23 protein-coding genes are annotated in these 23,789 nt (G+C 58.6%); 5 read left to right on the forward strand and 18 right to left on the reverse strand.

All coding sequences use genetic code 11. The annotated features are described in order from the left end of the window. Positions 1–62: 62 nt before the first annotated feature. Positions 63–167 (reverse strand): leader peptide SpeFL, encoded by a 105-nt coding sequence (gene speFL / locus ACNT1W_RS04350; RefSeq protein WP_112363015.1) that lies wholly within the window; start codon positions 165–167, stop codon positions 63–65. 431 nt (positions 168–598) lie between these two features. On the opposite strand from speFL, the gene ACNT1W_RS04355 reads away from it, so the two are divergent. Further along, positions 599–1,033, forward strand: a complete 435-nt coding sequence (locus tag ACNT1W_RS04355) for a YhbP family protein (RefSeq protein ID WP_012004968.1) — start codon at positions 599–601, stop codon at positions 1,031–1,033. 248 nt (positions 1,034–1,281) lie between these two features. Continuing rightward, positions 1,282–1,920 carry an NAD(P)H-binding protein gene (locus ACNT1W_RS04360; RefSeq protein ID WP_135344723.1) on the forward strand — a complete coding sequence of 213 codons (639 nt, stop codon included), beginning with the start codon at positions 1,282–1,284 and terminating at the stop codon, positions 1,918–1,920. On the opposite strand, the gene phnP is transcribed toward ACNT1W_RS04360, so the two are convergent. From phnP to phnF, 11 genes are read right to left on the reverse strand one after another with little or no spacing between them, the layout of a single operon-like run. Continuing rightward, on the reverse strand, positions 1,871–2,653 hold the full coding sequence (gene phnP / locus ACNT1W_RS04365; RefSeq protein WP_135344722.1) for a phosphonate metabolism protein PhnP: 783 nt from the start codon (positions 2,651–2,653) through the stop codon (positions 1,871–1,873). The genes ACNT1W_RS04360 and phnP overlap by 50 nt on opposite strands. Positions 2,654–2,667: 14 nt before the next feature. Next, the gene (locus tag ACNT1W_RS04370) at positions 2,668–3,270 is read right to left on the reverse strand and encodes a DapH/DapD/GlmU-related protein (protein ID WP_218217185.1); all 603 of its coding nucleotides are present in this window, start codon (positions 3,268–3,270) and stop codon (positions 2,668–2,670) included. Beyond that, positions 3,267–3,836, reverse strand: a complete 570-nt coding sequence (phnN, locus tag ACNT1W_RS04375) for a ribose 1,5-bisphosphokinase (protein WP_012004972.1) — start codon at positions 3,834–3,836, stop codon at positions 3,267–3,269. Before phnN ends, ACNT1W_RS04370 begins: the two co-directional genes overlap by 4 nt. Continuing rightward, the gene (phnM, locus tag ACNT1W_RS04380) at positions 3,836–4,972 is read right to left on the reverse strand and encodes an alpha-D-ribose 1-methylphosphonate 5-triphosphate diphosphatase (protein ID WP_012004973.1); all 1,137 of its coding nucleotides are present in this window, start codon (positions 4,970–4,972) and stop codon (positions 3,836–3,838) included. The genes phnN and phnM overlap by 1 nt, the downstream gene beginning before the upstream one ends. Continuing rightward, entirely contained in the window at positions 4,972–5,676 is a 705-nt protein-coding gene (phnL, locus tag ACNT1W_RS04385) for a phosphonate C-P lyase system protein PhnL (protein ID WP_012004974.1), read from the reverse strand. The genes phnM and phnL overlap by 1 nt, the downstream gene beginning before the upstream one ends. A 16-nt stretch (positions 5,677–5,692) precedes the next feature. Then, entirely contained in the window at positions 5,693–6,481 is a 789-nt protein-coding gene (phnK, locus tag ACNT1W_RS04390; protein WP_112363019.1) for a phosphonate C-P lyase system protein PhnK, read from the reverse strand. After that, on the reverse strand, positions 6,481–7,341 hold the full coding sequence (locus ACNT1W_RS04395; protein WP_017891399.1) for an alpha-D-ribose 1-methylphosphonate 5-phosphate C-P-lyase PhnJ: 861 nt from the start codon (positions 7,339–7,341) through the stop codon (positions 6,481–6,483). Before ACNT1W_RS04395 ends, phnK begins: the two co-directional genes overlap by 1 nt. Continuing rightward, entirely contained in the window at positions 7,334–8,419 is a 1,086-nt protein-coding gene (locus ACNT1W_RS04400) for a carbon-phosphorus lyase complex subunit PhnI (protein WP_012004977.1), read from the reverse strand. The genes ACNT1W_RS04395 and ACNT1W_RS04400 overlap by 8 nt, the downstream gene beginning before the upstream one ends. Continuing rightward, positions 8,419–9,000 (reverse strand): phosphonate C-P lyase system protein PhnH, encoded by a 582-nt coding sequence (gene phnH / locus ACNT1W_RS04405; protein WP_419246434.1) that lies wholly within the window; start codon positions 8,998–9,000, stop codon positions 8,419–8,421. Before phnH ends, ACNT1W_RS04400 begins: the two co-directional genes overlap by 1 nt. Before the next feature lie 3 nt (positions 9,001–9,003). Next, a complete protein-coding gene (phnG, locus tag ACNT1W_RS04410; protein ID WP_012004979.1) occupies positions 9,004–9,447 on the reverse strand; it encodes a phosphonate C-P lyase system protein PhnG in 444 nt (147 codons plus the stop codon). Then, the gene (gene phnF, locus ACNT1W_RS04415; RefSeq protein WP_026142168.1) at positions 9,448–10,173 is read right to left on the reverse strand and encodes a phosphonate metabolism transcriptional regulator PhnF; all 726 of its coding nucleotides are present in this window, start codon (positions 10,171–10,173) and stop codon (positions 9,448–9,450) included. It lies immediately after the preceding gene. Positions 10,174–10,398: 225 nt separating this feature from the next. On the opposite strand from phnF, the gene ACNT1W_RS04420 reads away from it, so the two are divergent. Beyond that, on the forward strand, positions 10,399–11,457 hold the full coding sequence (locus ACNT1W_RS04420) for a permease (RefSeq protein ID WP_419246435.1): 1,059 nt from the start codon (positions 10,399–10,401) through the stop codon (positions 11,455–11,457). A 71-nt stretch (positions 11,458–11,528) separates the two neighbouring features. Here ACNT1W_RS04420 and nrdG read toward each other — a convergent pair whose 3' ends face one another. The 3 genes from nrdG to ACNT1W_RS04435 all read right to left on the reverse strand — a co-directional run bounded on the left by nrdG (position 11,529) and on the right by ACNT1W_RS04435 (position 15,373). Then, positions 11,529–11,993 carry an anaerobic ribonucleoside-triphosphate reductase-activating protein gene (gene nrdG, locus ACNT1W_RS04425; protein WP_411227807.1) on the reverse strand — a complete coding sequence of 155 codons (465 nt, stop codon included), beginning with the start codon at positions 11,991–11,993 and terminating at the stop codon, positions 11,529–11,531. Between the two features lie 60 nt (positions 11,994–12,053). Then, the gene (gene nrdD, locus ACNT1W_RS04430; protein WP_115183378.1) at positions 12,054–14,192 is read right to left on the reverse strand and encodes an anaerobic ribonucleoside-triphosphate reductase; all 2,139 of its coding nucleotides are present in this window, start codon (positions 14,190–14,192) and stop codon (positions 12,054–12,056) included. A gap of 272 nt (positions 14,193–14,464) precedes the next feature. Next, positions 14,465–15,373, reverse strand: a complete 909-nt coding sequence (locus tag ACNT1W_RS04435; RefSeq protein ID WP_419246436.1) for a LysR family transcriptional regulator — start codon at positions 15,371–15,373, stop codon at positions 14,465–14,467. 104 nt (positions 15,374–15,477) lie between these two features. On the opposite strand from ACNT1W_RS04435, the gene ACNT1W_RS04440 reads away from it, so the two are divergent. After that, complete coding sequence (locus tag ACNT1W_RS04440) at positions 15,478–16,002, forward strand: NAD(P)H-dependent oxidoreductase (RefSeq protein WP_259191829.1); 525 nt, start codon at positions 15,478–15,480, stop codon at positions 16,000–16,002. A 27-nt stretch (positions 16,003–16,029) separates the two neighbouring features. On the opposite strand, the gene treC is transcribed toward ACNT1W_RS04440, so the two are convergent. From treC to treR, 3 genes are all read right to left on the reverse strand, one after another. Then, entirely contained in the window at positions 16,030–17,694 is a 1,665-nt protein-coding gene (treC, locus tag ACNT1W_RS04445) for an alpha,alpha-phosphotrehalase (protein ID WP_419246437.1), read from the reverse strand. Positions 17,695–17,739: 45 nt separating this feature from the next. Beyond that, on the reverse strand, positions 17,740–19,155 hold the full coding sequence (gene treB, locus ACNT1W_RS04450) for a PTS trehalose transporter subunit IIBC (RefSeq protein ID WP_012004987.1): 1,416 nt from the start codon (positions 19,153–19,155) through the stop codon (positions 17,740–17,742). 329 nt (positions 19,156–19,484) lie between these two features. Further along, positions 19,485–20,432: a trehalose operon repressor TreR gene (treR, locus tag ACNT1W_RS04455; protein ID WP_012004992.1), complete on the reverse strand. Its 948-nt coding sequence runs from the start codon at positions 20,430–20,432 to the stop codon at positions 19,485–19,487. A 546-nt stretch (positions 20,433–20,978) separates the two neighbouring features. Here treR and mgtA point away from each other — a divergent pair. Then, complete coding sequence (mgtA, locus tag ACNT1W_RS04460) at positions 20,979–23,687, forward strand: magnesium-translocating P-type ATPase (protein ID WP_419246438.1); 2,709 nt, start codon at positions 20,979–20,981, stop codon at positions 23,685–23,687. Positions 23,688–23,789 lie beyond the last annotated feature (102 nt).

The following is a 23,789-nucleotide window of genomic DNA, read 5'->3' on the forward strand; positions in this document are numbered from 1 at the left end:
GGAAAAATAGTTCAGACGTAATAGTGACAGGCTGTTTTTAGTAACAACGAGAGAGGTGAGGGTTATCTGAAGTTAAAGAAGGCAAAGCTAAAGCAGCTACGATGAGCCATCATCATAATATGGGTTGTGCGTCTTATATGCGCCATTTTTCGATTGTTGTTTTCCATTTCTAATCCACCTTATGGAGTGAAAAGATGGCGTTATTTTAACGTGCTGCAGAGTTAAATATGTGACGTCAGTCACGTAACATGGGTTATTGATAAATAATTATTCACTTGTTATGCAGTGATGTGCATAAAAATGAATAATGGTGCTTTTTAGATATGTAAATGGTTTGATAAAAAACCAGCGAATTGAGCGCTGAATTTTATCTGCGTATGGCCGGTAACAAAAAAAAGCATTTAAACTGTTTGCATAATGCCCAGATAAATCTAATTTGTTTTTTATATGTTATAAGATCACTTATGCGTTATTTGAATATAAATGCACCATGCATGATTGGTTAATCATCTGCGTAAAGTGGTGGCATTATCGTTATTTGTGACCGTCCTCAACAACGCAGGTAAGATGACGCGAGCAAAGGGAAGGAGAATTGACGTTGAACACGACCGAAGAGCAGCAACAAATTGCGCATTTCCTCAGCAAACAGCATGTGCTGACACTGTGCGCCGGCAATGGTATGGACATGTGGTGTGCCAACTGTTTTTACGTCTTTGATGCCGGGCAGATGGCGCTGTGGCTAATGACCGAGACCCATACCCGCCACGGCGAATTGATGCTGCAAAATAGCCGGGTGGTCGGCACCATAGCGCCAAAGCCGAAGACCATCGCGTTGATCCGCGGGGTGCAGTATCGCGCCGAAGCGGTGATGCTGAGCGGTGACGAGGAGCGGCTTGCACGTGCACGCTACTGCAAGCGTTTCCCAATAGCCAAAGTGATGAAAGCACCGGTATGGCAACTGAGTTTGCAAGAAGTGAAAATGACCGACAACACCCTCGGCTTCGGCACGAAACTGCATTGGACGCGGACCTGACGCAATAAACTCTAGCCTATAGCTTTCAAGTTGCAGCTAGGCGGCCAGCTCGCTCATCCCCAGGCGCTTACTCGAGTAAGTAACTGGGGTGACAAATCTGCCGGGAGCAGATTTGAACGCTGCTTGCAGCGGCCCCTTAAGGGGCGTGGCCCACGGATGGGCCACGTAATCAAGTGCAGGTAACAACGCTGCAACTTGAAAGATGACGGGTATATACTTTTCATAGAGATCATTCGGCGGGAGGGTATATGGCACGGGTATTTATGGTAGGGGCTACCGGGTTGGTGGGGCGCGAACTGTTGCACCTGCTGCAGGCCGATCCGCAGGTCACGGCGATCGTGGCGCCAACTCGTAAGCCGCTGCCGGCGCATGAAAAATTGGATAACCCGGTGGGTGATGACCTGTTCGCGCTGCTGACAAAGCAGGAGCAGCCGGTCGATATAGTATTCTGTTGCCTGGGTACCACGCGGCGTGAGGCGGGCAGCGATGCCAATTTTCACTACGTCGATTACACCCTGGTGGTGGAAAGCGCGCTGACCGGTCGGCGATTAGGTGCGCAGCACTGTCTGGCGGTCAGTGCGCTGGGTGCCAGCACGCGTTCGACCTTCCTTTACAACCGTACCAAGGGGGAAATGGAACAGGCGCTGCGTGAGCAGAACTGGCCGCGCCTGACGCTGGTGCGGCCATCGATGCTGTTGGGCGAGCGCTCCTCGCCACGTTTGCTGGAGCGCCTGAGTGCGCCGTTGTTTAAATTGCTGCCCGGCAAATGGCGCGGGGTTGCCGCCAAAGACGTGGCGCAGACTCTGTTGGAGCAGGCGTTCAGCCCCGGTCAGGGTGTTAAGGTGCTGGAATCCGAGCGGCTGCATTGCTACCACAGTGCACGCTGAGATTATCGAACGCCAATTCCAGACCCGGTGGCAGTTCGTTGTCCATCAGCCACAAATCGAGATGATGGCTGATGTGCGTCAGCAGGGTGCGGCCGGGTTGTAAGCGTTGTTGGGTTTCCCGTGCGCGGGTCAGATCGTTGTGATTGCGCGGAGCCTGCAGCTGAGGCGGCAGGCTGCAGTCGAGCACCATTAAATCCAATGTTACTGCACGCAGAAAAGCCTCGGTATCCGGCGGTAAACCGACGGTATCGGTCAGATAGGCCAGCGATTTGCCTGCGGCCTGGATCAAATAACCCAGAGTAAGTTTCGAATGTTGCAGCGGCAGCGGGGTGATGTGCAGCCCGCCCAGTTCAACCGTTTCGAAGGGGGTAAACGGCGGCTGAAATGCCAGAATGCCCGGATGTTTGAACAGGTCATCGCAGCCCTGTTCATCGGCCGGGCCATACACCGGAATAAAATTTCCGCACCCCCAGCGCAAAGGAAATAACCCCTGCACATGATCCATGTGGTAATGTGTCAGTAAAAAACGTTGAATTTCCCCCGCCGAAAAACGCCGCTCCAACGACGGTAACCCCGCATCCAGCAAGGTCGTTTCCCCCTGAAATTTAAGCATTGCGCTGCAGGCTCTGCGCCGGAATGCAGGCTCGCGCCGCGCCCGTTGACAGGCCAGACAATCACAGCCGAACACCGGGATCTGCTGGGCACCGCCGGTGCCGAGAAACGTCAGTTGCATCTGGTCACTCCCGATTATAAATACTTCTCCGCAAAGGCATGGATATCACGGAAATCCGCCAGCCGTTGTTGCAACGTCTGATGATCCCAGTGCCACCACTGGCTGCGTTCAATACGTTCAATCAGTGCGTCGTCAAAACGCATGCCGATCTTTTTGGCCGCCACCCCGGCGACAATCTCATAAGGGGCCACATCCTTGGTCACCACCGCCGCGCTGCCGATTACCGCGCCGTTGCCGATGCTGACGCCGGGCATCACGATGGCGTTATGGCCGATCCACACGTCGTGGCCGATGGTCACGTGGTGTTCGCGCCGCCAGTCGAAGAAGGCCTCATCATCTTCCCCCAGGTCGTACTCTGAAGCGCGATAGGTGAAATGGTGCTGGGCGATGCGCTGATAGGTGGGGTGGTTGCCGGGATTGATGCGCGCGTAAGAGGCAATCGACACGAATTTGCCGATGGTAGCGTAAAAAATCTGGTTATGTCCGGCGGTGTAGGAATAGTCGCCCATTTCGACTTCTTCGAGGATCGCATCGTCGGCCAGATGAACATACTGGCCGAGGCGGCTGCGGTTAAGCGTCACGTTGTCGCCGATTCTCGGCTGCGCCAAATCACTCATGGCATGGCATCCTGTGGTTGTTTGGCTGAAGCGGGCAGCAGCGCCAACAGCGCCGCCAGGGTGTCGTCAAGGTTGCCGTCGTTATCCAGTCGGCAGCAAATGGCGGGCAGCTTTTGCTGATATTCCGCCGCCCGAGCCAGCCGCTGTTCTATCTGATCGGCATTTTCGCGCCCGCGGTTTTGCAGCCGTTGGCGCAGAATCCCCGTGCTGACCTGCAGGCACACCGGCAGCAGTTGTGCGCCATAGCGCTGCTGTGCCTGTGCCAGATGGGCACGCGATCCGTTGACCACCACATCGATCCCTTGCAGTAACCACAGATCCACCTCGATGCCAAAGGCGTAATGGTGTTGGTGCGCCTGCCAGTCGAGGGCAAACAACCCTTTGGCGCGGCGGCGCAGGAACTCCGGTTCGCTGAGCGCAATATGGTTCTCGCAGCCGGCGTCTGCCGGCCGGGTAATATAGCGGTGCGCCACCAGTGGGGCGCTGTCGACATCGGCGCGAAGTGCGGCCAACAGGCTGTCTTTGCCTGAGCCGGATGGCCCCATCAGATAGATAAGCTGCGCCATCAGAACACCTGCTTGCCCTGGCGCCACACGTTCTGCACGTAAACGTGCTCGCCGTGCGGTCGTACCAACACCAGATCTGCCCGCAAGCCTTCGGCGATGGTGCCGCGATCCTGCAAATCCAGCGCCCTGGCCGGGTTACGGGTGATCATCTGTACCGCCTGCGGCAGGCTGTAGCCGTTGCGCTCATCGGCCGCAATGCGAAACGCCGCATCCAGTAGGCTGGCCGGGTAATAGTCTGAGGACAGGATATCCAGCACGCCCAACGCCGCCAGGTGATGGGCCGCCACGTTGCCGGAATGTGAGCCGCCACGCACGATATTCGGTGCGCCCATCAGCACCTGCAATCCTTGTTGGTGCGAAGCAAGAGCGGCATCTTCGGTGGTGGGGAATTCGGCAATCACACTACCCAGCGCGCAGGACTCGCTGACGTGGGCGGCGGTAGCATCATCGTGGCTGGCGAGCGAAATTTTACGCGCCCGGCAATGGGCGGCAATGGCTTCACGATTCGGCGTGGCCCAGCGGGCAGAAAGCTTGATCTGCTGCTCTTCATACTCGCTCATCTGCTGGTCGTTGAGGTGATATTTGCCCTGATAATACTCCCGGTATTTTTCGCGTGAGGCGAACTGGCGCTGACCCGGCGAATGGTCCATCAACGACACCAGCGAGACGCCGGGCTTGTCCATCAACTGTTCGAACAGCGGCAGGGTGCTCTCGTTGGGCAGTTCGCAGCGCAGGTGCAGCCGGTGCTCGGCGCGGTTGACCCCGGCGCGCTGGCTGTGGATCACCGCGTCGATCATTTTTTGCAGGTTTTCCAGCCGATGACCGCCGTCGCGTACGTCGCCAATCGCCACCGCGTCCAGCACGGTGGTGATGCCGTTGGCCACCATCAGTGCATCATGGCTGCTCATGGCCGAATGCGCCGGCCAGTCGACGTTCGGACGTGGGGTGAAAAACTTGTCCAGATTGTCGGTGTGCAGTTCAATCAACCCCGGCAGCAGCCAGCCGCCTTCACCGTTCAATGCCTGCGGCAACTGGCTGGGCGTATCGGCAAAGCTGCGGATCATGCCGTCGCTGACCTCCAGCGAGCCTTCGACAGTTTGATCTTCCAGCACCAGTTTCACGTTATTGATGATCATCAGAGGATCTCCAGCGCCTGTGGCGCCTGCATGTCATATAACCGGTCGGCGACCTGCTGGCGGACGCCTTCATCATGGAAAATACCGACGATAGCCGCGCCACGTTGTTTGGCCTGCTCGATCAGTGCGACCACGGCCGCGCTGTTGCGGCTGTCTAGGGAGGCGGTCGGTTCGTCCAGCAACAGGATCGGGTAATCGACGATAAAGCCGCGAGCGATGTTCACCCGCTGTTGTTCACCGCCAGAGAAGGTCGACGGCGCCAACTGCCACAGGCGTTGCGGCACATTGAGCTGATTGAGCAGCGTCTCGGCGCGTTCGCGGCATTCGGCGCGGTTGACACCCTGTTCCAGCAACGGCTGCATCACTACGTCCAGCGCGCTGATACGCGGGATCACCCGTAGAAACTGGCTGACCCAGCCAAGGGTATGGCGGCGTACCGCCAGGATCTGACGCGCTTCGGCCTGCACCATATCCAGCCATTCACCCTGGTGATTAACCCAGATATGGCCGCTATCAGGCAGATAGTTGGCGTACAGTGAGCGTAGCAGAGTGGATTTTCCGCTGCCGGAATGTCCGTGCAGCACCACGCATTCGCCGCTGCTGACCGTCATGTTGGCATCGTGCAGCACCGGCAGTTGCGTGCCGTGCTGCTGGTGGAGCACAAAGGTTTTGCTGAGGTGTTCAACCCGGATTTGAATAGTCATCTGTAATTACCTTGCGTTACGACAGCACCGAAGAAACCAGCAGTTGGGTATAAGGATGGTGCGGATCGTCCAGCACCCGGTCGGTCAGGCCGCTTTCCACCACCTCGCCCTGTTTCATCACCAGCAGTCGGTGTGCCAGCAGGCGCGCTACGCCGAGATCGTGGGTGACGATCACCGCCGCCAACTGCATTTCCACCACCAGCGTGCGCAGCAGATCGAGCAGCCGCGCCTGTACCGAAACGTCCAGCCCGCCGGTGGGTTCGTCCATAAACACCAGCTTCGGATGGGTCACCAGATTGCGGGCAATCTGCAACCGCTGTTGCATGCCGCCGGAGAAGGTGGTCGGCAGGTCATCCAGGCGTGATACCGGGATCTCGACGTCCTCCAGCCACTGGCCGGCCTGACGGCGAATGTCGCCGTAGTGACGCTGGCCAATAGCCATCAGGCGTTCACCGATGTTGCCACCGGCAGAAACCTTGGGGCGCAGTCCGTCGAGCGGATGCTGATGCACCACGCCCCAGTCGGTACGCAGCAGGCGGCGGCGATCGCTTTCCGCCATCGCGTACAGGTCGTGCTGTTGCCCGGCCTGCGGACGATAAAGGATTTGCCCTTGTTGCGGTGCCAGCCGGGCGGAGATAGATTTCAGCAGCGTGGTCTTGCCGGAGCCGGATTCGCCAACGATGCCCAGCACTTCGCCGGGATAGATATCGAAAGAGACATCGCTAAAGCCCTTGCCCGGTGCGTACAGATGGGTGAGGTTAGTCACCGACAGCAGCGGTGTGGTGCTCAGAGGGGTGGAAGTCATCAGTGCTGCGCCTCTTGCGAAGGTTGCGCCAGCTGCTGCTGGCAGTAATCGGTGTCGGAACAAACGAACATGCGGCTGCCCTGATCGTCGAGCACCACCTCATCGAGATAGCTGTGGCGTGAGCCACACAGGGCACAAGGCTCGTCCCACTGCTGCACGGTGAAAGGATGGTCGTCGAAGTCCAGACTTTCTACCTTGGTGAACGGCGGCAGGGCGTAGATACGCTTCTCGCGTCCGGCCCCAAACAGCTGCAGCGCCGGCATCATGTGCATTTTCGGGTTATCGAATTTCGGGATCGGTGACGGATCCATCACGTAGCGATCGTTGACCTTCACCGGATAGGCGTAGGTGGTGGCGATATGGCCGTAGCGCGCGATGTCTTCATACAGTTTTACCTGCATCACGCCGTATTCTTCCAGCGCGTGCATTTTGCGGGTCTCGGTTTCACGCGGCTCGATAAAGCGCAGCGGCTCCGGGATTGGCACCTGATAAATCAGGATCTGGTCTTCACGCAGCGCGGTTTCCGGGATGCGGTGCCGGGTCTGGATCAGCGTGGCCTCCGGCGTGCGCTCGGTGGTGGCGACGCCGGCAACGCGCTGGAAGAAGCGACGGATGGAAACCGCATTGGTGGTGTCATCGGCCCCCTGGTCGATCACCTTCAGCACGTCGGCGCGGCCAATCACGCTGGCGGTCAACTGAATGCCGCCGGTGCCCCAACCGTAGGGCATTGGCATCTCACGGCCGCCGAACGGCACCTGATAGCCGGGGATGGCCACCGCCTTCAAAATAGCGCGGCGGATCATGCGTTTGGTCTGTTCGTCCAGATAGCCCAGGTTATAACCGGTTAATACTTCACTCATCGCGGGCCTCCTGACGTTCGCTGAATTCCTGCCGCAGGCGCTTGAGCAATTCCAGTTCGGCCTGGAAATCGACGTAGTGCGGCAATTTGAGGTGGGAAACGAAGCCGGCGGCTTCGACGTTGTCGGCGTGGGCCAGCACGAACTCTTCATCCTGCGCCGGGCTGGCGATGCCTTCTTGGTACTCGGGGCTTTGCAGCGCGCGATCCACCAGCGCCATCGCCATCGCCTTGCGTTCGGCGCGGCCAAACACCAGACCGTAGCCGCGGGTGAAATGTGGCGGCTGGTCGACCGGGTCGATAAAGCCGTTGACCATTTCACACTCGGTCAACAGGATCTCGCCGATATCTACCGCGAAACCCAGCTCTTCAGGCACTATCTCCGCCGAAACATAACCGGTGCGGATCTCGCCGGCGAACGGGTGGGTACGGCCGTAACCACGCTGGGTGGAGTAGCTCAGTGCCAGCAGGAAACCTTCGTCACCGCGTACCAGTTGTTGCAAGCGTGCCGAGCGGGAACAGGGGTAAACCGGCGGATTGCGGGTGATATCATCCGGCGCGCTGCCGTCATCCTGCTCCGCCAGTGCCAGCTGCTGCTGACTGAGCAAGTCGAACACGTGGGCGCAATTTTCCGGCAGCGGTTCGTCGGCCTGTGGCGCACGCGGCGCTTCGCCTTCGGCCAGCAGGGCAAAATCCAGCAGCCGGTGGGTGTAATCGTAGGTTGGCCCCAGCACCTGGCCGCCGGGCAAGTCCTTGTAAACCGCCGAGATACGGCGTTCCAGCCGCATATTTTCGGTCGCCAATGGCTCACTGACCGCCAACCTTGGCAGGGTGGTACGGTAGGCGCGCAGCAGGAAAATAGCCTCGACCAGATCGCCGCTCGCCTGCTTGATGGCCAGCGCCGCTAACTGCGGATCGTAGATACCGCCTTCGGTCATTACCCGATCTACCGCCAACCCCAATTGCTGTTCAATCTGCTGGGTGCCGAGCGCGGGTACGCTGTCGTCGCCGCGCCGCAGTTGTTCCTGTAACTGATGGGCGGCCTCAATGGCTTTTTCGCCCCCTTTAACGGCAACGTACATCAGCACACCTCCACATGGGTGGTCCGTGGCAGCGCCAGCAGGCGCTCACCGCAGGTCAGCAGGAAATCCAGCCCCAGCGGGAAACGCTGCGGGCGGTTAATCAGGTAATCCAGCACGGCCTGCGGCAACGACGGCGAGATAACCCGTTGATGTTCAATGCCGGGGCCGGTCAGGCGCAGCGGGGTACCCTGTTCCAGACTGTCGATCTGTACCACCACCGTGGCGCTGAACTCGGGGGAAATCTCACTGCCGTGCGGTAACGCTTGCAAATCAGTGGCCTGCAGCTGCGCATCGAACAGGGCAAAGCACACCTCTTCGCTGTTATTGGCCAACGGAGCACCGCTATGGAAGCGAATGTTTGTTAGCACTTGCTCACTTTCTAGCGCCAGACACAGTTGAATCGGGGTTTCCTGGTCTGCCAGGGTCAGCAGTGCGGCGGTGCTGGCGGCGTTCAGCGCGTCCCAGGCCGGGCTTGCCGGCAGTGTGACGATATAGCCTGGTTCACTTAACGCCTTAAGGATCAGGCGGAAAGCCTGTTGCGATTGTTCGATCGGCTGTGCAAAACCTGTCAGTAGGCTCATCGGTTAATCCCCTCGCACCAGCGTAAAGAAGTCCACCCGGCTGGAGGCTACCGCCCGGGCACGGAGTTGGCGTTGCTCATGCTGCAAGGCCGCCAGTGGCTCAATCAGCTGCTGTTGCAGCAATTCGGCCTGCTCCGGCAGTTGCAAAAGGGCATCCGCCAGCGCACAGAGTTCGGCATGTGCCTTGTCACGTCCGGCGATATAGCTGTAGCCGTAACCGCCGTTTTCCAGTTGCACTACCGCGCGGGTGACGGTCATGTCGCCCAGCACAAAGCGGCGGCCGGTGGCGCCCATGCGGCCCTGTAACTGCGCCAGGCCAATCTCCGGCGCGCGAATGGTTTGGTAGCGCGGGCTGAGGTTCAGCGCCTGCCAGTGGCTGCGCAACTGGTCCGGCTGGCTGTGCGCCAATACCGACATCCAGCGTTGTCTCGGCTGTAAGGCTTGCATTCAGTGCTCCATGGTCAGTTCAATCATGTCGGCGCGTGCCAGGCTGACGGAGTATTCCGCCACGCTGTCACTGCCGGTGCAGACGTTGAGGGTGCGCACGCACAGCAGCGGCGCGTGGGTGGCTATTTCCAGCAACCGGCTCTCTTTAGCCTGCGCGCGGCGTGCGCTGATGCGCGTCTGCTTGCGGGTCAGCGGCTGGTGGATGTTGAGTTCGATAAATTCGTGCAATGAGCCACTGTGGAACTGCTGCAACGCCGGCCACCAGTCCAAATCGGGCAGATAATGGTCGATCAGGCTCATCGGCACGCCGTTGACCCGGCGCAGGGTGCGCAGGTGGATCACCGTTTCGCCTTCTTCACGCGACAGTGCACTGGCAACATGCCCATTACACGGGCGTAATACAGCGAGTAAGCGCTCACTGGTGGGGTGGCTGCCCTGCTCGAACAGGTTCTGGCTGAACCGGGTATTGGCATGCAGCGGATAGTCATAGGGGCGCATCAGCACCAAAATGCCGATGCCGTGTCGACGTTGCAGCCAGCCGCGATCCACCAATTGGTCAACCGCGCGGCGCAGGGTATGGCGATTAACCTGATAGCGCTCTGCCAGCTGTTGTTCGGAAGGCAGATAGTCACCGCAGCGGTATTGGGTACGCAGCTCTTGCTCTAGCTGCGCGGCGATTTGCTGGTAGCGGGTAGGGAAACTGGTCGGATGTCTAGATAAGTCCATCATAATAAAAACCTCGGCGTGCCGAATACCCATTCACAGGATGCTGATGGTTGGCGTTGCATGATGTGTACCCTTTGGTGAAGTTGGCGTTATTCTGCCGGGGTTAAATGACAATCTGGTTACGTGTCAGTGGCGAACAGATGAACTATTTGGGACAGGCTGATGATGCGCTCGGGGCGGCGGCGCGCTAAGCTGACGTCATTGTTCACCGAACCGAGCCAACCCATGCCACAACCCCTGACCGCAACCGAACACCGCAGCCGCCCCTGGCCGCTGTGGAAACCGATCCTGTTTCTGCTGGTGGTGGCCGTCGGGCTCTACTACGTCAAATGGCAGCCCTATTACGGCAAGGCTTTTCTGGCGGCGGATACCCACTCGATCGGCAAATCGATACTGGCTAATGGCGACAGCAGCCCGTGGCTGGCGGCCTGGCACTATGCGCTGGTCTATTTCACCGCGGTGTGGAAGGCTGCAGTGCTCGGCGTGGTATTGGGCTCGCTGGTGCAGGTGTTAATCCCGCGTGACTGGTTGATGCGTACATTGGGTCATCCGAGGTTTTCCGGCACCCTTTTGGGCGCAGCGATCGCCCTGCCGGGCATGATGTGCACCTGCTGTGCGGCACCGGTCGCCGCCGGGCTGCGTCGTCAGTCGGTATCCAGCGGCGCAGCGATGGCATTCTGGCTAAGTAATCCGGTGCTGAACCCGGCGACGCTGATTTTTATGGGCTTCGTGCTTGGCTGGCAGTTTGCCGCTATTCGGCTGGTGGCCGGGGTGATTATGGTATTGGGCATTGCCTGGCTGGTGCAGCGCGCGACTGCCAACGACCCGCAACCTGCAGCACTGCAAATGCCGGTGATACCGCTGGAGAAAACCGAGGCACAACCCTTCTTTGGCCGCTGGCTAAAGGCGCTGTGGGCGCTGTTTTGGTCGACCATTCCGATCTACATTCTGGCGGTGCTGGCATTGGGGGCGGCACGGGTCTGGCTGTTCCCGCATGCTGACGGTGCGATAGACAACAGTCTGCTGTGGATCATTGGGCTGGCGATCGCCGGTTGCCTGTTTGTGATCCCCACGGCAGCGGAAATCCCGATTGTGCAGACCATGATGTTGGCGGGGACGGGCACCGGCCCGGCGCTGGCGTTGTTGATGACCCTGCCGGCGGTCAGCCTGCCTTCACTGCTGATGCTGAACAAAGCCTTTTCCGCCAAAGCCCTGTGCCTGACCGCCGCGCTGGTGGCGCTGTGCGGGATCGTCACTGGCGTGGTGGGAATGGGGATGGTGTAAGCGAAGATATGCGACAATGGTTAGATGCCCATCTCCCTCTCCTGAGGGAGAGGGCCGGGGTGAGGGGATCCTCAACGCAGCTTATGCACCACCTGATTGGCGCTGCCGCGCCAGATCAGCGCCGGGTCTTTTAAATCCTGCACAAACTTGCCGTCAATCAGCACGTTAATCCGATCCACAACCTGCATTTGCTGGGTATCCAGCTCTGCCAGCCGGTAGCCGGTCCACAGCCAGATATCCTTGCCGGGGCACTCGGCATGCACTCTTTTCACCAATTGCAGCACCGCCGCGACATTGGCCGGGTGCAGCGGATCGCCGCCGGACAGCGACAGGCCCTGGCGCGGAATACGCGAGTCGTTCAGATCGGCAATCAACTGGTCTTCCATCGCCTGGGTAAAAGGCTGGCCGGAGTTAAGCCGCCAGGTGCTTTTGTTGTAGCAGCCGGGGCACTGGTGTACGCAACCGGCGACAAACAGCGTGCAGCGGGTACCGGGGCCGTTGACCACGTCGAGGGGATAATACTGGTGGTAGTTCATATTTCGCTTTCTGATGGTAGGGGCTCAGCATGCTGAGCCCTGATGCATAGCGGCCCGGCGTTAGCCGATCTGCCCATTCCCCAGGTGTTTCACCCGGCGTTTCACTTCTTCCTGCTTACCAGCGTTGAACGGCCTGGCGTCCGGGCTGCCGAGGTAACCACACACCCGACGGGTGACGGACACCTTGGACGGCTCGTGGTTGCCGCATTTCGGGCAGGTAAAGCCCTTGCTGGTACAGGCAAACTCGCCGGTGAAGCCGCACTCGTAGCACTCATCGATCGGCGTATTGGTGCCGTAATAAGGTACGCGGCTGTAGCTGTAATCCCACACGTCTTCCAGTGCTTTCAGGTTGTGCTGCAGGTTCGGGTATTCGCCATAACAGATGAAACCGCCGTTGGCCAACGGGGGATAAGGCGCTTCAAAATCCAGTTTGTCGTAAGGATTGACCTTTTTCTCCACGTCGAGGTGGAAGCTGTTGGTGTAATAGCCTTTGTCGGTGACGCCCGGCACCACGCCGAAATCGGCGGTATCCAACCGGCAGAAGCGGTCGCACAGATTCTCGCTCGGCGTGCTGTACAGGCTGAAGCCATAACCGGTTTCTTCCTTCCAACTGTCGGTGGCGGCCCGCAGGCGGGCAACAATGGCAACCGCCTTGGCGCGCAGCGCTTCGTCGTCGTAGACGTGCCGTTGGTCACCGAACAGCGCGTTGATGGTCTCATGCAGGCCGATATAACCCAGTGAGATCGACGCGCGGCCATTCTTGAAAATGTCGGCGATATTGTCGTCCGCCTTCAGGCGTACACCGCAGGCGCCTTCCATATACAGAATTGGCGCGACCCGGGCCTTGATGCCTTCCAGCCGGGCAATGCGCGTCATCAGTGCCTTTTTCGCCAACAGCAAACGCTGGTCGAGCAGCTGCCAGAAGCGGTCTTCATCGCCGACCGCCTCCAGCGCAATGCGCGGCAGATTCAGGCTGATCACGCCGATATTGTTGCGGCCGTCGTGTACCAGTTCGCCATTTTCTTCATAGGTACCGAGGAAGCTGCGGCAACCCATCGGGGTTTTGAACGAGCCGGTGACTTTCACCACCTGATCGTAATTGAGGATGTCCGGGTACATGCGCTTGCTGGCGCACTCCAGCGCCAGCTGTTTGATATCGTAGTTCGGATCGCCGTACTGGTGATTAAGGCCGTCGCGGATGGCGAACACCAGTTTGGGGAACACCGCCGTCTTACGGTTCTTGCCCAGCCCGGCGATGCGATTTTGCAGGATTGAACGCTGGATCATCCGCGATTCCCAGCAGGTGCCCAGGCCAAAACCGAAGGTCACGAACGGCGTCTGACCGTTGGCGGTGTGCAGGGTGTTGACCTCATATTCCAGCGACTGGAAGGCGTCGTAACACTCTTTCTCGGTGCGTGCCATGGCGTAGCCTTGCGCGTCCGGGATCTGCCACTGTTCGGCGACCTGCCGATGCTTGTTGAAGCTTTCGCTGACGAACGGGGCCAGGATCTCGTCGATGCGGTTAATGGTGGTGCCGCCATAAATATGGCTGGCAACCTGCGCGATGATCTGGGCGGTGACTGCAGTGGCGGTGGAGATCGACTTCGGCGGTTCGATCTCGGCGTTGCCCATCTTGAAGCCGTTGGTCAGCATGCCTTTCAGGTCGATCAACATGCAGTTGAACATCGGGAAGAACGGCGAGTAATCGAGATCGTGGTAGTGGATCTCGCCGCGCTCGTGAGCCAGCACTACGTCACGCGGCAGGATGTGTTGCTTGGCATAATGCTTGGCGACGATCCCGGCCAGCAGATCGCGCTGGGTGGGGATCACTTTGCTGTCCTTGTTGGCGTTTTCGTTCAGCAGCGCCATGTTGCTTTGCTCCACCAGGCCACGGATCTCCTGGTTCAGCCGCCCGCGCAGTTCACGCGCTACGTCGCGATCGTGACGATATTCAATATAAGCGCGGGCCAGCTGCTTGTATTCGCCGGCCATCAACTGATTTTCTACCGCCTGTTGAATTTCATGGATATCAACGCGCTGCTGCTGTGACATCCGTTGAGCGACTACGCGGGCGACGGTTGCGCAGTAGTCGGCATTGACAATACCGACGGCCAGCGCGGCGCGCTCGATAGCCTGCCCAATACGTGCCTCGTCAAAAGGTACCTGACAACCGTCCCGTTTAATCACTACTGGTTTCACGTTGTTACTCCTTGTTCCCCGAGGGAGCGCTGATGCCCGGCAGGCTAAAAGCCGTTGGGTATCGGTATGATTTCGGCTTATCCACAGGGCAATGCCGCAGCGCGCAAGGGCTGAAGCGACGTGTGGATGAATTTGTGGATAACTACTACATATAGGTGTTGGTGTTTATTAACGCACTATATATAGATATTGGCGAGATTCTTTTGACGTAGAACAAGGAAATGGAAAGAGCGGGCGTTAGCTGTACAAGCCTGAATTTTTGGCCTGAAAACTCAGGCCGGGCGGTGACGGAAATGCTCGAGCAGGAACTCAACCCAGACGCGCACCCGCGGCGGCAGATCGGCGGAGGCATAGTACAGCCACAGTTGGGTCGGCCGCGGCCAGCATTCCGCCAGCACCGGCTGCAGGGTGCCTTGTGCAAAATGATGTTCTGCGTACCAACGGGCCAGGCAGACGATGCCCAGCCCGGCCAGCGCCGCATCCAGCAGCATTTCCGGGCGGCTGGCTACCAGACGGCCCTGCAGCTCCAGCGTTTTGGCTTCGCCCTGTTGTTGCAGCGGCCATTTTACGCTGCGACCGGTAGCCGGGTTGCGATGCAACAGGCAGTTGTGCTGCAACAGATCTTGCGGATCCTGCGGTATGCCGTGCTGCGCCAGATAGCCGGGCGAGGCCGCCAGCACCATCTGCATCGGGTACAAGGATCGCGCCACCAGCCGGCTGTCGGGATCGACCCGGCTGCCGATCCCCACATCAAAACCTTCCCCCACCAAATTGACCACCCGCGCATCCAGCGAAAGATCCAGGTCGATCTGCGGGTAGTGTTCAAGGAACTGCGGGATCAACGGCATCAGCATCTGGCGGCCGAAACCCGGGATCATGCTGACGCGCACCGTACCGGAAGGGGCTTGTTGCGCGCTGCCGGCGGTTTCCAGCGTGGCGGACAGTGCCTGCCACAACGGCGCTACCTGTTGCAACAGCGCCTTGCCTTCATCGGTCAGCACCACGTTGTGGGTATTACGCTGGAACAGCCGCAGCGCCAGTTTTTCTTCCAGCACGCGGATATTCTTGCTGATGGCCGCTGGCGTGACGCCCAATTGACGTGCGGCGGCGGAAAAGTTCTGCGCCTGGGCGGCTGCAAGGAAGGCCGGCAGCAGGCGGTGCACATCAAAGGGAAGCGACATAGTGGTTGATACTTTCGGTTGAAATTAAAGTGACAACTAACAGCCTACACCCGGCGCGTGAGAAATGGAAAAATGCGATATCAAATTTAAATCAAGGATCTCTTATGTCGCGCATTTTAGTGTTAACCGCCCACCGTTTTCCCGATGACTCACGGATCAACAAAGCGTTGATCGAAGCCCTACGTCCTTTGCCGAACGTGACTATTCACGAACTGATGCGTGCCTACCCGGACTATCAAATCGACGTGGCGCGCGAGCAGGAATTGCTGCAGGGCCATGATGCGGTGGTGATGCTGTTCCCATTCTACTGGTACAGCTCCCCGGCGATCCTCAGTGAATGGCAGGACGCGGTATTAACCCACGGTTTCGCCTACGGCAGCGAAGGCACCCAACTGCAGGGTAAACCGCTGCAACTGGTGGTCACTACCGGCGGCAATCAGCAGGCTTATACGCCAGAAGGTTATAACCGTTATCCGGTGGCAGATTTGCTGCGCCCGTTCCATGCGGTGGCCAATCTGACCGGCATGGATTACCTGCCGCCGCATCTGGTGCAGGGGGTGTTTGATATGAGCGATGAACGCCTGGCGCAAGAGGCTGCCGGCGTGGTGGAACTGTTGAAAAAACTGTAGGGCGCGGTTGGCCACGCCCCGACAGCATTAGTCTTCCAGCAGCCACCACACCGCTTCGAACGGGCGTAGGCTGGTGGCCTGCGGCTGGGCAGGGGCGTCGGCGTAGTTGCCCATCAGCGGTCGCCATAAAGCAGACGGCTCCACGCCTTCGGCCTGCCAGGCCAGCGGCTCGCGGCTGAGGTTGGCCACCACCAGCAGGCGCTGGCCATTCCAGCTGCGTTGATAGCACCACAACGCCGGGTGAGCAGGGGCCAGGTCACGGTAGTCACCGTGGGTCAGCAGTGGGTACTGTTTGCGCAGGGTGATTAACTGACGATAGGCGTAAAACACCGAATCCAGATCGGCCAGCGCCGCTTCGGCGTTGATCTGCGGATAGTTTTCCGCACAACTAATCCACGGCGTGCCCTGGGTGAAACCGGCGTTTGGCGCGGCGCTCCACTGCATTGGCGTGCGGCCGTTATCGCGGGATTTGCTGGCCAGGATCGCCAGCAGCTCGGCGTCACTTTTCCCCTGCGTGCTGAGTTCGGCGTACATGTTCAGGCTTTCCACATCGCGATACTGTTCTATGGAGTTAAAGCCCGGATTGGTCATGCCGATCTCTTCGCCCTGATAAATATAAGGCGTGCCCTGCATGCCATGCAGCACCATCGCCAGCATCTTGGCGGCCGGCACCCGCAGTTCACTCTCGTCACCGAAGCGTGAAACGATACGTGGCTGATCGTGGTTACACCAAAACAGCGCGTTCCACGCCTGATTGTGCATGCCTTGCTGCCAATGGCTGAAAATCTGTTTGAGTTCGACGTAATTCGGCGCTGCCAGCGTCCATTTTTCGCCGCCGGCATAGTCCACCTTCAGGTGGTGGAAGTTGAAAGTCATCGACAGCTCTTCGCCGCTTTGCGCCGCGTACTGCCGGCAATGTTCCAGCGTGGTGGAGGACATTTCACCGACGGTCATCAGGCCACGCGGCTGAAACACGTCGCGGCTCATTTCCTGTAGAAATTCATGAATGCGTGGGCCATCGGTGTAGAAACGGCGGCCATCACCCTGGTTATCGGACGGGAAATCCTGCTGCTTGGAGACCAGGTTGATCACGTCCAGGCGCAGACCGTCAACGCCTTTGTCGGCCCAGAACTGACAAACCTTCTTCAGCTCTTCGCGCACCGGTGGGTGCTCCCAGTTGAGATCTGCCTGCTCGGTGGCAAACAGGTGCAGATAATACTGGCCACTGTCGGCGTGCCACTGCCAGGCGTTGCCGCCAAACTTGGAGCGCCAGTTGTTCGGCAGGGCATCGCCTTCGCCGTCGCGCCAGACATAAAACTGGCGGAACGGGCTGTCAGGATCCTGCGAGGCTTTAAACCACGGGTGTTCGGTCGAAGTGTGGTTGAACACCATATCCATCACGATGCGGATGCTGCGCTGGTGGGCGGCGGCAATCAGCCGATCAAAATCCTCCATGGTGCCGTAGGCAGGATCGATGGCGCAGTAGTCTGCCACGTCATAACCGTTGTCCACCTGCGGCGAGACATACACCGGCGTCAGCCAAATGGCGTCGATGCCCAGTTCCTGCAGGTAGTCCAGCCGCTCCGTCACACCGGCCAGATCGCCGTAGCCGTTACCGGTGCTGTCCTGAAAACTCTTCGGATAGATTTGATAGATGACGCCGTTCTGCCACCAGGGGATTGGATTGCTCATATAAATACCTTAACAGGCCCGGCGTACCGGGCCCCTATATTTCAATCAGACCGGCAGCTCACCGCGGCTGGCCTTGCGTTTGTAAACCATGATGGTCAGTACCAGTGGGATCACCACCGCCACCAGGATCGCCACCGTGTAAATCATCCAGAACTGCGGTTTGATCGACAGAATGCCCGGCAAACCACCGACGCCGATACCGTTAGCCATCACGCCGTCCAGGCCGCAGATCAGCCCGGCGAAGGCGGAGCCGATCATTGCGCACAGCATTGGGAAACGGTATTTCAGGTTGATCCCGTACATCGCCGGTTCGGTGACGCCGAGGTAGGCGGAGATGGCCGCCGGCACCGAGATTTCACGTTCGTTGGCCTTGCGGCTGACAATAATAATGCCCAGCACCGCCGAGGCCTGCGCAATGTTGGACAGTGCGATCAGTGGCCAAACCGGGGTGCCGCCCATGCTCTGGATCATCTGCATATCGATGGCCAGCGTGGTCTGATGCACGCCGGTAATCACCAGCGGTGCATACAGGAAGCCAAACAGCGCGGCGCCAATAGGTGCGAAGCTGCCGGTCATCACGGCTTTCACCGCCCAGGCTACCCCGTCGCCAATCATGCGGCCGAACGGCCCGATAAATGCGTGCGCCAGGAACACCGCCAGCAGCAGGGAAACCACCGGCACCACCACCAGATACAGGTAATCCGGCACGATCTTTTTCAAGCGGGTCTCAATCCAGCCCAGCGCCATACCGGCCAGCATGGAAGGGATCACCTGCGCCTGATAGCCGACTTTCTGAATGGTGAACCAGCCGAAGTTCCACACTTCCGGGATCTGCTGGCCGAGCTGATAGGAGTTCATCAACTGCGGGGACACCAGCGTGATACCCAGCACGATGCCGAGTACCGGCGTACCGCCCATTTTTTTCACCGTTGACCAGCAAATAGCGACCGGCAGGAACATGAAGATGGCTTCACCGAGCAACCACAAGAAGTCGTAGATGGTTTTCCACGCCGGATGCATCTGTGCCAGCGTTTGGCCGCCGGACATCGGGATGTCGCCGATGACGTTGCGGAAGCCGAGGATCAAACCGCCGCTGATCAAGGCAGGCAGCAGCGGGAAGAAGATTTCGGCGAAGTGCGAGATGGCGCGTTCGCTCCAGGTCATGTTCTGGCGCGCTGCGACCTTGGCCTGCTCTTTGTCGGCTTCATTGACGCCGGTGGTGGCGATCAGAGCCTGGTAGTAATCCCCGACCTCGGGGCCGATCACCACCTGGAACTGCCCGGCATTGGTGAAGCAGCCTTTGACCATCGGCAACTCTTCGATTTCTTTCGGTTTGGCCAGAGCTGGGTCATTGAGAACAAAACGCAGCCTGGTAATGCAGTGGCTAACGGTAGCGATATTCTCGCGCCCGCCCACCAGCACAATCAGGCGATCGATATCCTGCTGTTTTACTTTGCTCATTATTAGATACCTTTCTTGGTATGGGACTGCCGCAGAGGTGTTGTCGGAGTAATGATCAAAGCTTAGTCACTCCGCTTTTTTTATGGAATGGGAACGTTCCCGGTTTGGGGCGAGGATCACAAAATGATAAAAAAATGACCATTTATTCAACAGGGAATTTTGCGAGCCGGCCGAAACATCCGGTAATATTTTCTTGAGCAAGCGCATTGGCGGCTATACTGTCACCCTTAACAATCAATAAGTTGATTGAAATTAGCGCGACTCATTAGTCCATGATGACTATGACGGAGGGCCTTGAAGATTGTTATCACACTCTACTAAACCCGCCGTCAGGCGAGTTGGCTGGGTACGATGATCTGGCGGATGCCCTGTTCGCCGCTGAGCTGGCCCAGCAGCTGTTGTGCGGCCTGCAGCCCGGCCGTGCCGTAGCCCAGATCAACCGAAAACGTCTCGGGGAACAGGAAGTTTAGCAGCGGCGTGTTGCCGATGCCGCACACTTGCAGCGGGGCAATATGCTGCTGTTGCAGGTATTTGATCGCACCCAGGGCGATAGTGTCGGAGGCGCACACCAGCGCGGTGGTCTGGGCATCGATGACCGAGGCAGCCAGTTGGAAGCCGCTCTGATAGCTCAGTTCGCCCAGCGCCACGCTTGGGGTAATCTGCTGTTGCCGGCAGGCGTCGAGATAGGCCTGGTGGCGGCGCATACCGGTGGTGGCATCCGACAGTTGCACCCCCAGGTAGCCGATATGCCGGTGGCCCTGTTGCTGCAGGCGTTCCATCAGCAGCCGCACGGCACCGTCGTCGTCGTAGCAAACCGAAGAAAACCCCTCGTATTCGCGTGCCAGCACCACCATTTTATCCTGCCATGGGCTGAGCATGGCCGCCGTCAGGCCGGTGAAACCGAACAGGATCACTCCGTCGACATTACGCTGTTGCAGAACGTGCAAATGCTCTTCCACCAGCCGGGTCTCGAACTGGCTTTCCATCACGATCGGGTCGAAGCCGTGCTGATACAGCAGTGGCAACATGGTGCGTACCGCCTGGTTTTCAGACGGAGAGTCGAGACGGGAAACGATAATGCCGACCACTTTGTCGCTCTGGCCGCGCATGGCGCGAGCAGACTTTGAGGGGGTGAACCCCTGCTGACGGATCACCGCTTCCACCCGTTCGCGGGTCTGCGGGCTCACGCTGCCTTCGTTGTTCAACACGCGTGATACGGTGGATTTACCTACGCCGCTCAGGCGTGCGATGTCCTTGATGGTCAGCCGGTTTTGCATGGTTTAATTTTCATTGAGGTTAAAAGGCGTAAACTGGCGGCCTACGCTGAATGCCCGTCAGCATAGCCTATTTTCCGCAACGGATCTTGGCGCTGTATCCATCATCTTTCAAGTTGCAGCGTTGTTACCTGCACTTGCTCACCCCAGTTACTTACTTAAGTAAGCGCCTGGGGATGAGCAAGCTGGTCGCCTAGCTGCAACTTGAAAGCTATAGGCTAATGCAGGGATTTACGTACTGCGCTGAACGGCCGCTCTTGTCGTTCGATCTTTTCATTTACCGGAGGTTATCAACCCTATGGATCCCGATCCGACCCCGTTAGACCCTGACTCGGCTCCCCGGTAAAACCTGCCCGCTTTGCGCTGCTGTTTTACCGGGGAAGTAATAAACGGTAACCGGTAGCGCGCGCCCGTCGTTCGCTCCTGCTGCTATAAAAAAAGACAAGGATCTGCCCCGGCAGAGGCTTTTTGGCGTGTCCGAAAGCCTGGCCGGGGGCGATCCCGCGTTCACCCGCTGCCGTGAGGCAATGGGCGACGAGGTGCAAAAAAATGAAACTAAAAAATATCCCCCGTCAGCTGCTGGGCCTGCTCAGCCGCAATTTACCGCACCGTTTGGTGCACCGTGACAGCCTGTTGGACGGCCTGGGCGGCAAAGCGCAGGGGTTGCCCGCCGGTCTGGCGCAGCAGCGGCTGGAATGCGCTGCCGCGAACACCACCGAGCTTTATCTGCGCTTTCAAAGCCACCCGGAAGGCATAACCGCCCATGAGGCGGAGCGGGTACGCGAACGCTGCGGTGAGAACGTGATCGACGATCAGCAGCAAGAGGCTTGGTGGCAGCACCTGTGGCACTGCTATCGCAACCCGTTCAACCTGCTGCTGACCGCGCTTGGCATGATCTCTTATGCCACCGAGGATCTGACCGGGGCACTGGTGATCGCCCTGATGGTGGTGATCTCCACGCTGCTGAATTTCATTCAGGAAGCGCGTTCCAACAAGGCGGCGGATGCGCTGAAAGCCATGGTCAGCAATACCGCTACAGTAATTCGTAGTGACGCACTGACCGGCAAAAGCGAACACCTGGAACTGCCGATCTCGCAACTGGTGCCGGGCGACATCATCAAACTGGCGGCGGGCGACATGATCCCGGCGGATCTGCGCGTGCTGTCGGCAAAGGATCTGTTTATCAGCCAGGCGGCGCTGACCGGTGAGTCCTTGCCGGTGGAGAAAGTCGCCGAGCTGCGTGAGCAGTCAGAAGATCCGCTGGAATGCCAAAACCTGTGCTTTATGGGTACCAACGTGGTGAGTGGCACCGCGCTGGCGATGGTGATCGGTACCGGTGGCGACACTTATTTCGGTCAACTAGCGCAGCGCGTGATCGGTCAGGATCAGCAACCCAATGCCTTCCAGAGTGGGATCAGTAAAGTCAGTTGGTTGTTGATCCGTTTTATGTTGGTGATGACGCCGATTGTGCTGCTGATCAACGGCTACACCAAGGGCGACTGGTGGGAAGCGGCGTTGTTCGCGCTGTCGGTGGCGGTGGGGCTGACCCCGGAAATGCTGCCGATGATTGTCACTTCTACCCTGGCCAGAGGGGCGGTGAAGCTGTCCAAACAGAAAGTGATCGTCAAACGCCTGGACGCCATTCAGAACTTTGGCGCCATGGATATTCTGTGCACCGATAAAACCGGCACCCTGACCCAGGATAAAATCGTGCTGGAGCGCCATACCGACGTGTTCGGCGTCGCCAGCGACCGGGTACTGCATTACGCCTGGCTGAACAGCTTCTACCAGACCGGGCTGAAAAACCTGCTCGATGTGGCGGTGCTGAGCTGTGCGGAACAAAACCAACAGCCGGATGCGTTGCAGCATTACCACAAGGTGGATGAGATCCCGTTTGATTTTGAACGCCGCCGGATGTCGGTAGTGGTGGCCAAAGACGCGCAGTATCACGAGCTGATCTGCAAGGGCGCGCTGGAAGAGATGCTGGCGATTTGCAGCCATGTGCGGCAGGAAGATCAAGTGATCCCGCTGACCGAGGCGTTGTTGGCACGCATTCGGCGCGTTACCGACGATCTTAACCAGCAGGGGCTGCGGGTGGTGGCGGTAGCCAACAAGATCCTGCCGGCGCAGGCTTATGAATACGGCGTGGCCGACGAATCGGATCTGATCCTCGAAGGTTATGTGGCCTTCCTCGATCCGCCAAAAGAGAGCACCGCACCGGCGCTGGCGGCGCTGAAAAACAGCGGTGTAACGGTGAAGATCCTCACCGGCGACAACGAGCTGGTGGCGGCCAAGGTGTGTAAAGACGTTGGGCTGGCGGCGGATCATGTGTTGCGCGGCAGTGAAATCGAACAGATGGACGACCAGCAACTGGCGCAGGCGGCGGCGCGTACCACGGTGTTCGCCAAGCTGACGCCGTTGCATAAGGAACGTATCGTCAAGCTGCTGCGCCAACAGGGCCATGTGGTCGGTTTTATGGGCGACGGGATTAACGATGCTCCAGCGCTGCGTGCGGCGGATATCGGGATTTCAGTCGACTCTGCGGTGGATATTGCCAAGGAAGCGGCGGATATTATCCTGCTGGAAAAAAGCCTGATGGTGCTGGAGCAGGGGGTGATTGAGGGGCGTCGTACCTTCGCCAATATGCTCAAGTACATCAAAATGACCGCCAGCTCTAACTTCGGTAACGTTTTCAGCGTGCTGATCGCCAGCGCCTTTTTGCCGTTCCTGCCGATGTTGCCGCTGCACCTGCTGATCCAGAACCTGATGTATGACATTTCGCAGGTCGCTATTCCGTTCGACAACGTCGATGACGATCAGATCACCCAGCCACAGCGCTGGAACTCCGGCGATATTGGGCGCTTTATGGTGTTCTTTGGGCCGATCAGTTCGATCTTTGACGTGCTGACCTTTAGCCTGATGTGGTGGGTGTTTAAAGCGAATACGCCGGAAATGCAGACGTTGTTCCAGTCCGGCTGGTTCGTTGAAGGGCTGCTGTCGCAAACGCTGATTGTGCATATGATCCGCACGCGCAAAATTCCGTTTATCCAGAGTCGTCCTTCGTGGCCGCTGTGCATCATGACCCTGGTGGTGATCGCCACCGGTATCGGCCTGACCTTCTCGCCGCTGGCCAGTTTCCTGCAGCTGCAGGCGCTACCGCTAGGCTACTTCCCATGGCTGGTGCTGATCCTGACCGGTTATATGGTGCTGACCCAGTGTGTGAAAGGCTGGTTTGTGCGCCGTTACGGCTGGCAGTGATTCCCGCGCCCCTCTTTCGTCTGGAAGAGGGGCATCTGTGATCCAACCCGGCTTTTCACCCTCGCCGTTGGACATCTGTACTGTGCTCAGTCTTTATTTACA

This window comes from Serratia sp. NFX21, from assembly GCF_048517035.1.
Classification (GTDB): Bacteria; Pseudomonadota; Gammaproteobacteria; order Enterobacterales; family Enterobacteriaceae; genus Serratia; species Serratia quinivorans.